General features: G+C 67.7%; 11 protein-coding genes. 5 read left to right on the plus strand and 6 right to left on the minus strand.

Features of this window, described 5'->3' with window-relative positions:
• The first annotated feature begins 54 nt into the window (after positions 1-54).
• Complete coding sequence (locus WU80_RS22755; RefSeq protein WP_055399380.1) at positions 55-354, plus strand: DUF503 domain-containing protein; 300 nt, start codon at positions 55-57, stop codon at positions 352-354.
• Here the strand turns inward: WU80_RS22755 and trmI are convergent.
• Positions 351-1,193, minus strand: a complete 843-nt coding sequence (gene trmI / locus WU80_RS22760; protein ID WP_055399378.1) for a tRNA (adenine(58)-N(1))-methyltransferase TrmI — start codon at positions 1,191-1,193, stop codon at positions 351-353. The two genes, WU80_RS22755 and trmI, sit on opposite strands and share 4 nt — an antisense overlap.
• Positions 1,194-1,266: 73 nt before the next feature.
• Here trmI and WU80_RS22765 point away from each other — a divergent pair, with 73 nt between their 5' ends.
• Together WU80_RS22765 and WU80_RS22770 are read left to right on the plus strand one after the other, a co-directional pair.
• Entirely contained in the window at positions 1,267-2,151 is an 885-nt protein-coding gene (locus WU80_RS22765; protein ID WP_055399376.1) for a RecB family exonuclease, read from the plus strand.
• 265 nt (positions 2,152-2,416) lie between these two features.
• The gene (locus WU80_RS22770) at positions 2,417-3,682 is read left to right on the plus strand and encodes a DEAD/DEAH box helicase (protein WP_055399374.1); all 1,266 of its coding nucleotides are present in this window, start codon (positions 2,417-2,419) and stop codon (positions 3,680-3,682) included.
• Positions 3,683-3,686: 4 nt separating this feature from the next.
• On the opposite strand, the gene WU80_RS22775 is transcribed toward WU80_RS22770, so the two are convergent.
• From WU80_RS22775 to WU80_RS22795, 5 genes are all read right to left on the minus strand, one after another.
• The gene (locus tag WU80_RS22775) at positions 3,687-5,057 is read right to left on the minus strand and encodes an FAD-containing oxidoreductase (RefSeq protein WP_055399372.1); all 1,371 of its coding nucleotides are present in this window, start codon (positions 5,055-5,057) and stop codon (positions 3,687-3,689) included.
• Positions 5,054-5,563: a hypothetical protein gene (locus WU80_RS22780; RefSeq protein ID WP_055399370.1), complete on the minus strand. Its 510-nt coding sequence runs from the start codon at positions 5,561-5,563 to the stop codon at positions 5,054-5,056. The genes WU80_RS22775 and WU80_RS22780 overlap by 4 nt, the downstream gene beginning before the upstream one ends.
• 119 nt (positions 5,564-5,682) lie before the next feature.
• Positions 5,683-6,540, minus strand: a complete 858-nt coding sequence (hisG, locus tag WU80_RS22785; protein WP_055399368.1) for an ATP phosphoribosyltransferase — start codon at positions 6,538-6,540, stop codon at positions 5,683-5,685.
• Between the two features lie 2 nt (positions 6,541-6,542).
• Entirely contained in the window at positions 6,543-6,824 is a 282-nt protein-coding gene (locus WU80_RS22790) for a phosphoribosyl-ATP diphosphatase (RefSeq protein ID WP_055399366.1), read from the minus strand.
• Between the two features lie 56 nt (positions 6,825-6,880).
• Positions 6,881-7,483: a TetR family transcriptional regulator gene (locus WU80_RS22795; protein ID WP_055399364.1), complete on the minus strand. Its 603-nt coding sequence runs from the start codon at positions 7,481-7,483 to the stop codon at positions 6,881-6,883.
• Between the two features lie 303 nt (positions 7,484-7,786).
• Between WU80_RS22795 and WU80_RS22800 the strand changes: the two genes are divergently transcribed.
• On the plus strand, positions 7,787-8,626 hold the full coding sequence (locus WU80_RS22800) for an ABC transporter permease (RefSeq protein ID WP_055399362.1): 840 nt from the start codon (positions 7,787-7,789) through the stop codon (positions 8,624-8,626).
• Position 8,627: 1 nt separating this feature from the next.
• Positions 8,628-9,491 carry an ABC transporter permease gene (locus tag WU80_RS22805; RefSeq protein ID WP_055399360.1) on the plus strand — a complete coding sequence of 288 codons (864 nt, stop codon included), beginning with the start codon at positions 8,628-8,630 and terminating at the stop codon, positions 9,489-9,491.
• The last annotated feature ends 127 nt before the right edge of the window (positions 9,492-9,618 follow it).

Here is a 9,618-nt window from a genome sequence, read left to right on the forward strand (position 1 = left end):
GGCTCCCACCCCGGAGCCGAGTCCCTCCCCGAGCCCACCCGGTTGAGCCGCGGCATGTGGATCGGCTGGCTCGAGTTCGACGTCCTGCTCGGCGACGTCCGATCACTCAAAGAGAAGCGGTCGATCATCCGCCCCGTCGTGGCGGAGCTGCAACGCAAGTTCAGCGTGTCGGCGGCCGAGACGGGTTCCCACGAGCTGTATCGACGCGCGGGCATCGGCGTGGCCCTGGTGTCCGGCGACCGCAGCCACACCGTCGACGTCCTCGACGCGGCCGAACGACTGGTGGCCGCCCACCCCGAGTTCGAGCTGCTGTCGGTGCGGCGCGGCCTGCGCCGCAGCGACGACGACGGTTAGCCGTCACGGCCCTCGCGTTTGCGCCCCAACGGCGCGGGCGCGATGACGCCCGGCGCGAGCCGGCGCGTGAAGACGAGGAAGGCCGTGTGCCCGCGCATCGAGTGCTGCGGCCGCACGGCCAGGCCCACGACATTCCACCCGCGCTGCAGCGTCTCCCACGACCGCGGTTCGGTCCAGCACTGCTGGGCCCGCAGCGCCTCCACGACCCGCGACAGCTGGGTCACCGTGGCCACGTAGATCATCAGCACGCCGCCGGGGATCAGCAGCCGCGACACCGCGTCGAGCACCTCCCACGGCGCGAGCATGTCGAGCACGGCCCGGTCGAACGTGCCGTCGGGCCGATCGGAGTCCGCGAGGTCGCCGACGATCAGCTCCCAGTTGTCCGGCGGCCCGCCATAGAACACCGACACGTTGCGCCGGGCGTGTTCGGCGTGGTCGGGGCGCTGCTCGTAGGAGACCACCCGCCCGTCGGGCCCGATTGCGCGCAGCAGCGAGCAGGTCAGGGCCCCCGATCCGGCCCCGGCCTCCAGCACGCGCGCGCCCGGGAAGATGTCGCCCTCGTGCACGATCTGCGCGGCGTCCTTGGGGTAGATGACCTGCGGTCCGCGGGGCATCGACATGATGTAGTCGACCAGCAGGGGGCGCAGCGCCAAAAACGGTGCGCCGTTGCTGGACTTGACCACCGTGCCCTGTTCCAGCCCGATCAGCGCGTCGTGGGCGATCGAGCCGCGATGGGTGTGAAACTCGGCGCCGGGCGTCAGCGACATCGTGTAGTGCCGGCCCTTGGCGTCGGTGAGCTGGACGCGCTCCCCGACGGTGAACGGGCCGGTTGCGGACACGCCGTCTAGCGTGCCAGCCGACTCGCCGCGGGCGGTGCTCGGGGTTGTCGGGGCCCGGTTCTACGCTGCGGACATGACCGACCAGCCGCTGCCGCGGCCGGCTTCCAGACCGGCCTCGAAACCGGCGCTGTCCCCCTCGCGGGCCGCCGACTTCAAGCAGTGCCCGCTGCTGTACCGGTTCCGCGCGATCGACCGGCTGCCGGAGGCGCCGTCCGTCGCCCAGCTGCGCGGTTCGGTGGTGCACGCCGCCCTGCAGCACCTCTACGGCCTGCCCGCCGCGCAGCGCGGTCCCGATACCGCGCTGTCGCTGATCGAGCCGGCCTGGGCGCAGGTGGTCGCGGCGGCGCCCGAACTGGTCGGCGAATTCGATGCCGAGCAACGCAGCCAGCTGCTCGCCGAGGCCCGCGACCTGCTGTCCGGCTACTACCGGCTCGAGGACCCGACCCGCTTCGACCCGCAGTGCTGCGAGGAGCGCGTGGAGGTCGAGCTCGCCAACGGCACGCTGCTGCGCGGTTTCATCGACCGCATCGACGTCGCGGCCACCGGCGAGCTGCGGGTGGTCGACTACAAGACCGGCAAGGCGCCGCCGGCCGCGCGGGCCCTGGCCGAGTTCAAGGCGATGTTCCAGATGAAGTTCTACGCGGTGGCGCTGCTGCGCACGCGCGGCGTGCTGCCCACCCGGCTGCGGCTCATCTACCTCGCCGACGGGCAGGTGCTGGACTACTCGCCGGACCACGACGAGTTACTGCGCTTCGAGAAGACCCTGACGGCGATCTGGCGGGCCATCCAATCCGCCGGGCAGACGGGCGATTTCCGGCCCAGCCAGTCGCGGTTGTGCGACTGGTGCCCCCACCAGCAGTACTGCCCGCTGTTCGGCGGAACGCCGCCGCCTTACCCGGGTTGGCCGAATGACGCACTCGCGCAAGCGGTTTCACACCCAACCCAGCCAGCGGCGTGAGCGGTCACCCCTCAGCGATGTGACGAAGGTCTCGTTCGGCTCGGCCGCCGGTTAACCGGCCCACCGTCGAATGCGCTAAGCTGCTACCAACGTTGGCGCCGAACGGCTTGCCGGCACGTCGTGATCGATTCGTTATTTCTTCTCAGATCCCCGCGGGGCGCCGAGTCCGAGATGACCAGGTGCGCACCGCACAGCCTCGAGTCGCGGCGATCGATGTTGCCATCAGGGCAATCTCGCTACCACCGATGCTTAGGACATTTGAAACATGCTGGAAGACAACACTTTTGCTCACCTCGGGGTGAGCCCACCGCTGGTCGACGCGCTCGCCGGGCTTGGCGCGCAGCGGCCGTTCCCGATCCAGGTCGAAACCTTGCCGGATACGCTTGCCGGCCGTGACGTGTTGGGGCGCGGCAAGACCGGTAGCGGGAAGACACTGGCGTTTTCGATCCCGCTGGTGAGCCGGCTCGACGCCGCTGATCGGCGACCGGGCAAGCCGACCGGTCTGGTGTTGGCACCCACCCGCGAACTGGCGACACAGATCGCCGCAACCATCAAGCCGCTTGCCGCCGTCCGGGGCCTGCGGGTCACCACGATCTTCGGCGGGGTGCCGCAGCACAGGCAGGTTGCCGCGCTGAAGTCGGGCACCGACATCGTCGTCGCCTGCCCGGGCCGCCTCGAAGACCTGATGAAGCAACGACTCGTCGACCTGAGCGGGGTGCAGGTCACCGTCATCGACGAGGCCGACCACCTCGCCGATCTGGGCTTCCTGCCCACGGTCACCCGCATCTTGGCGGCCACGCCCGCGGCCGGCCAGCGAATGCTGTTCTCGGCTACCCTCGACGCCGCGGTCGACACCCTGGTGAAGCGATTCCTCTCCAACCCGGTAACGCGGTCGGTCGCCGAACCGGTGTCGGTGACTCCCGCGATGACACATCACCTCTTCTGTGTCGACGGGCCGCAGGCCAAGAAGGAGTTGGTGCACCGGTTGGCCGCGGGAGACTCCCGGCGAATCCTCTTCATGCGAACCAAGCACCAGGCCCGCAAGCTGGCCCGTCAGCTCACTCAATCGGGCATCGCGTCGGTGGAGTTACACGGCAACCTGTCCCAGAACGTGCGCGACCGCAACCTGGCGGCGTTCGCGGCCGGTCACGCGCGGGTGCTCGTCGCGACCGACATCGCCGCCCGCGGCGTGCACGTGGACAACGTCGGATTGGTGGTCCACGTCGACCCGCCCGCGGAGCACAAGGCCTACCTGCATCGGTCCGGGCGCACGGCCCGGGCCGGCGCCTCCGGCGACGTGGTGACCATCGCGCTGCCCGAGCAACGCCGGGACACCGAATCGATGATGCGCAAGGCGGCCATCCGCGCGAAAGCCCAGCAGGTCACCGCGGCCTCACCCGTCATCGGCGTCTTGGCCGGGCAGGCCGCGCCCCGCGAGGTCATCGCGCCGCCACCGGTGCACCGGCCGGGGCCGACGGCCGCGCGCAGCAGGCGACGCCGGTCCCGTCGCCCCGCCACCGCATCCCGGTAACGAGTTACTGCAGCGGGGTCATCTCCTGCAGCATCGTGGGAATCAGCTCGCTGACGGTGGGGTGGATGTGCATCGTGCGGGCCAGCGTGGTGTAGGGCGCCTTGGCCGACATGACGTCGAGGATCTCGTGGACGGCCTCGTCGCCGCCGACGCCGAGGATGGCCGCACCCAGGATCTCCCGGGTGTCGGCGTCCACCACCACCTTCATAAAGCCTTGCGTCTCACCCTTTTCCACCGCCCGACCCACCCGGGTCATTGGCCGCTTGCCGACCAGTGCCTTGCGTCCCGACGCGCGGACCTGATCGACGGTCATGCCGGCGCGCCCCAGCGGTGGGTCGATGTAGAGCGCATAGGTGGTGATGCGGTCGCTCACCTTGCGCGGGTCGTCATCGAGCAGGTTCGCGGCGACGATCTCGAAATCGTTGTAAGACGTGTGGGTGAAGGCGCCCTTGCCATTGCAATCCCCCATGGCCCAGATGTGGTCGACGTTGGTTTTGAGCTGGTCGTCGACCACGATGTAGCCGCGGGCATCCGTCTGCACACCGGCCGCCTCGAGCCCCAGGTCGTCGGTGTTGGGCCGGCGGCCCACGGCCACCAACAGGTGACTTCCGGTGATCGGGGCGGCGCCCGCACTGGGCGTGAGTTCAAAACCGTTGCCGGTCTCGGCGATTCGGACGTCATCGGCGCCGACGACCACGTCGATGCCCTCGCCCTCGAGAATGTCGCGGACCGTGGCGGACACGTCCTCGTCCTCGCGAGAGGCCAACCGCGAACCCCTCTCGACCACGGTCACCCTCGCACCGAAGCGCCGGTACATCTGCGCGAATTCCAGCGCGATGTAGCTGCCGCCGAGGATGACGAGATGCGTTGGCAGCGTGTCGAGTTCGAGGATCGAGACATTGGTGAGGAACTCGACGTCGGAAAGTCCGGGGATGTCGGGCACCACCGCACGGCCACCGACGTTGAGAAAGATCCGGTCGGCGTGCAGCACTGTGTCGTCGACGCGCAACGTGTGCGGATCCGCAAAACGTGCGTGCCCGCGAAACACCGTGCAGCCGTCCATGCCCGCCAACCAGTCCTCGACGCCCTTACGGTCGCCCAACATGATCTCGTCTTTGCGCGCCTTGACTTTCGCCATGTCCACGCTGACCGGTCCGGTCGCCACCCCGTAGTCGGCGCCGCGGCGCGCCAGGTGGGCGGCGTACGCGCTGGCCACCAGCGTCTTCGTCGGAATGCAGCCGGTGTTCACGCAGGTGCCGCCGATCAGCTTGCGCTCCACCAGCGCGACCCGCTGCCCGACCGCCGTCAACCGCCCCGCCAGTGGTGGGCCGGCCTGGCCGGCGCCGACGATGACGGCGTCGAAATGCTCTGTCACTTAACCGCCGTCAGGATGTATTCCGTCAGCACATGACCCGTCACCGCGGCGATGGCGAACCCGCCGACGATCGCGACCACGTCCTCCAGCAGCGCGATGGGCAGGTCCTTGCCGGCCACGGCCGAAAGCCGCTTGCGTGCCTGGTAGCCGCCGAGGGTGCCGAGCACCGCACCGATGACACCGGCCCCGAGCGCGGTGAACGTCCAGTGCGGCCACGCTCCCAGCGCCGCCCCGGCCAGGCCGCCCATGATGATCCGGGCGGCGAAGATCGGCGGCGCCGTGCGGGCGGGTGTCTTGGGCAGCTTGTCGTTGACCAGTTCGCCGACCGCGAGAACGGTGAACACGATGACCGTGATGATGTTGGCCATCCAGGAGGCCCACGTGCCATGCAGGTCGAGCCAACCGAGGTAGGCCGCCCAGGCGACCACGGCGGGAGCCGTCAGCGAACGCAACCCGGCGACGACACCGATCAGTAGAGCCAGCAGCAGAACAAGCGCGTGTGTCACGAATACCCTCCTGGGGACGAACAGCCCGGCAACGGCAAGGGATGGCGGCCCATGGGAGTGACACGGGCGAACAGCCCTAGGCGGACGCTAACATAGCCGCCGACGGCGCACCCGTTCGGTCAGAACCGGCAGAACCTGATGTCGGACGCCAGAATCGCTTTGGCGCCGATGGCCGCCAACTCGTCCATGATCTCGTTGACGCCCCGACGGGGCACCAGCGCGCGGATGGCGACCCAGTCCGGGTCGGCGAGCGGCGCGATGGTCGGTGACTCCAGTCCCGGCGTGATCGCCGTGGCCTTTTCGAGCACCGAGCGCGGGCAGTCGTAGTCGAGCATCAGATACTGCTGGCCGAACACCACCCCCTGAATCCGGGCCACCAGTTGGTCGCGCGCGGCCCTGGTCCCCTCCTGCCCATCGGGGTCGGCGCCCTCGATGAGCACCGCCTCCGAATCGCACAGCGGATCGCCGAAGGCCACCAGGTCGTGCAGGCTCAGCGTGCGCCCCGAGCCGACCACGTCGGCGATGGCGTCGGCCACGCCGAGCTGGACCGAAATCTCCACCGCCCCATCGAGCCGGATGACGGTTGCCTCAATACCGCGCTCCGCCAAGTCTTTTCGGACGAGGTTCGGGTAGGCGGTGGCGATTCGCTTGCCCGCCAGGTCGGCCGTCGTCCAATCGCGGCCGGCCGGGCCGGCATAACGGAAACTCGACGACCCGAAACCCAGCGCCAGCCGTTCCTTCACGGGGGCGTCCGAGTCGCGGACCAGATCCCGTCCGGTGATGCCGAAATCCAGCTGCCCCGAACCCACATAGATCGCAATGTCTTTGGGCCGCAGGAAGAAGAACTCGACCTGGTTGACCGGGTCGATGACGGTGAGGTCCTTGGAATCGGTGCGCCGCCGATAGCCGGCCTCGGCGAGAATTTCGCTGGCCGGCTCGCTCAGCGTGCCCTTGTTGGGAACCGCTACTCGCAGCATCGTCACAGCTTCCGGTAGACGTCGTCGAGCGACAGGCCACGCGCGATCATCAACACCTGCGTCCAATACAGCAACTGGCTGATCTCCTCGGCCAGCGCCTCGTCGGGTTCGTGTTCGGCGGCCAGCCACACCTCGCCGGCCTCCTCGAGGATCTTCTTGCCCAGCCCATGGACGCCGCCGTCGAGCGCGGCGACCGTGGCACTGCCGGCCGGTCGGGTGCGGGCACGCTCCCCCAGTTCGGCGAACAGCTCCTCAAAGGTCTTCACGGCCAGCGATTGTGTCACGCGGCGACAAGCAAAGTCACGGCAGTTTCGCTCGGCCGCCGATTCGGGCCGCCCGGTCAGTCGAATCCGGCGAGGGTAAGCCGCAGCGCTTCCTCTAACTGCACGTGAAAAGGCGCGCTGGCAGCGATATCCGGGTTCAGCCAGCCATCGAGAACGAATTGCACTGTGGCCAAACTCGTGTGGACCAACAACGCGGGCCGGATGTCGACCGCAGTGTCGACACCCATCCGGTATGCCACCTGCTCGATCAGCTTGTCGTGGTCGGCTTCGCTCACCAACACGGATTTGCTCAGCAGGTGGGGCGCGGTTGCGACGGCGTGGCGCCAGGGCCCAAGATCGTCGACTGCGCTGACATCCTTCGCGCGCGTGACGAATAGCTGAATCAACGCTTCGACGGGCGACTCGTGTGACGGCCGCGCGCTGTAGGACCCGACGATCTCGGCGGCAGCCTCCCGGACCGGATCGACCAGCAGGCCCTCCTTCGTGGGCGCGTACCGGAAATAGGTGCTGATGGAGATGCCGGCGGCGGCGGCGATGTCCTCGGTCGTCACCGCCTCGAAGCCGCGCTCGGCGAACAGCCGGTGCGCGGTCTGCTGGATCTGCGACAGCAGCGCGGCCCGCCGCCTGTCCCGCAGCGAGCCGTTGTTTGCTGAGGGCATGCGATCACCTTCGTCAGTACGACAGTCCAACACCGCGGCGCCGCCCAGCGGCGATTCAGATGAGTGACTCTACACTATTGAAAGTCCCTATCAAGTAGGTTATTGTGATGCAGCCCACGCCGATGAACTGCAGAGTCTTTATCCTTGTTGACATTATTTTAATAAAAATTGCCATCGGAGACGCGGCGGTCGTCCGCTCGGCACTTGGGAAATCGGGGGCGGAAAGAGAGCCGATGGAAGCGGTAGCTGGAACGCGATGACCCTTGCCACGAGTTTGCTGGACGCACCCCGGGTCACGCCAGTATGACGACACAGGTTGACGGCGTCGGCGCCGTTCGCGATTGGTCGGTGGGTTATGTCAAACGCCACCCCGTCGCCTCGCTGACGACGGTCGGCGAGCAGTTCGTTCTGGGCGTGCGCACCGCTCAATACTTCTTCGTCGACCTGCTGACCGGGCGATTCCAGTGGCAAGAGTTTGTCCGTCAGGGTGCCTTCATGGCCGGCACCGCCGTATTGCCGACGATCCTGGTGTCACTGCCGATCAGCGTCACCCTCTCCATCCAGTTCGCGCTGCTGGCCGGGCAGGTCGGGGCCACATCGCTGGCCGGGGCGGCCAGCGGCCTCGCGGTCATCCGTCAGGGGGCGTCGCTGGTGGCCGCGGTGCTGATGGCGTCGGCCGTCGGATCGGCCATCACCGCCGACCTGGGTTCGCGGAAGATGCGCGAGGAAACCGACGCGATGGAGGTGATGGGCGTCTCGGTGATCCGCCGGCTGGTCGTCCCCCGTTTGGCCGCCGCTGTGATGATCGGCGTGGCCCTCACCGGCGTGGTGTGCTTCGCCGGATTCTTCGCAAGCTACATGTTCAACGTGTATTTCCAGAACGGGGCGCCGGGCAGCTTCGTGTCGACATTCGCGTCGTTCGCCACGACCGGCGACATGATCTTGGCGCTGCTGAAGGCGATCGTTTTCGGCGCCATCGTGGCCATCGTGGCGAGCCAGAAAGGCTTGTCGACCAAGGGCGGACCGACGGGCGTGGCCAACTCGGTCAACGCGGCGGTCGTCGAGGCGATCCTGTTGCTGATGATCGTCAACGTCGCGATCAGCCAGCTCTACATCATGTTGTCGCCCAGGACGGGGCTGTGACATGACCGCTTCCGCGTACCAACCGCTCGCGCCGATTTCGGTGCCGTTCGTCCGGATCTACCGCAGGGGCAAGGTGCCGATCATCCGGCTCGGCCATCTGCTGGTCTTCTTCGTCCGGGCGGCCGTCGCCGTGCCGCTGGCGCTGCGCCAATACCGCGGCGAGTTCTTGCGGTTGTTGTCGAACATCACCTGGGGCAACGGTTCGATCGTCGTGGGTGGCGGCACCGCCGGGGTAGCCGTTGTGCTCGGCATGACGGTCGGCGCGCTCGTCGGCATCGAGGGCTACAACTTCCTGGATCTGCTCGGGCTCGGACCCGCGACCGGGTTCGTCTCCTCGTTGGTCAACACGCGGGAGCTGGCGCCTCTGATGGCATCGCTGGCTTTCGCCATGCAGGGCGGCTGCCGATTCACCGCCCAGCTGGGGTCCATGCGCATTGCCGAGGAGATCGACGCCATGGAATCGATCGCCATCCGCCCGATCCCCTACCTGGTGACCACGAGGCTGATCGCTTCGGTGGTGGCGATCGTCCCGCTGTACGCGGCGTGCCTGGCGATCGGCTACCTGAGCACTCAGCTGGTCGTCGGAATCAGCAGTGGCGGATCGACCGGTTCCTACCTGCACTACTTCACGCTGATGCTGGCCGGCCAGGACATCGTCTATTCCCTGATCAAGGCCGTCATCTTCGTCTGGATCGCATCGACGATCCAGTGCTACTACGGGTATTACGCGAGCGGTGGCCCGGAAGGCGTCGGGGTGGCCGCGGGGCACGGGATGCGGGCAAGCATCACCGTCGTGATCATCGTGAACATGCTGCTCACCATGGCTCTCTGGGGCGTCGACTCCGGCGCACGGTTCGGCGGCTAGGTGGACCATGCCCAATTCCTTTGAGCTGGACGGACGCGGCCCGTCTGACCGGCAGCTGTTCGCCATCGGCATTGCGGTCGTCGTTGTCGGCGCCCTTATCACCACCGGCACTGTCTCTTATACACAT

Source organism: Mycobacterium sp. UM_11 (assembly GCF_001414075.1).
Lineage (GTDB): Bacteria > Actinomycetota > Actinomycetes > Mycobacteriales > Mycobacteriaceae > Mycobacterium.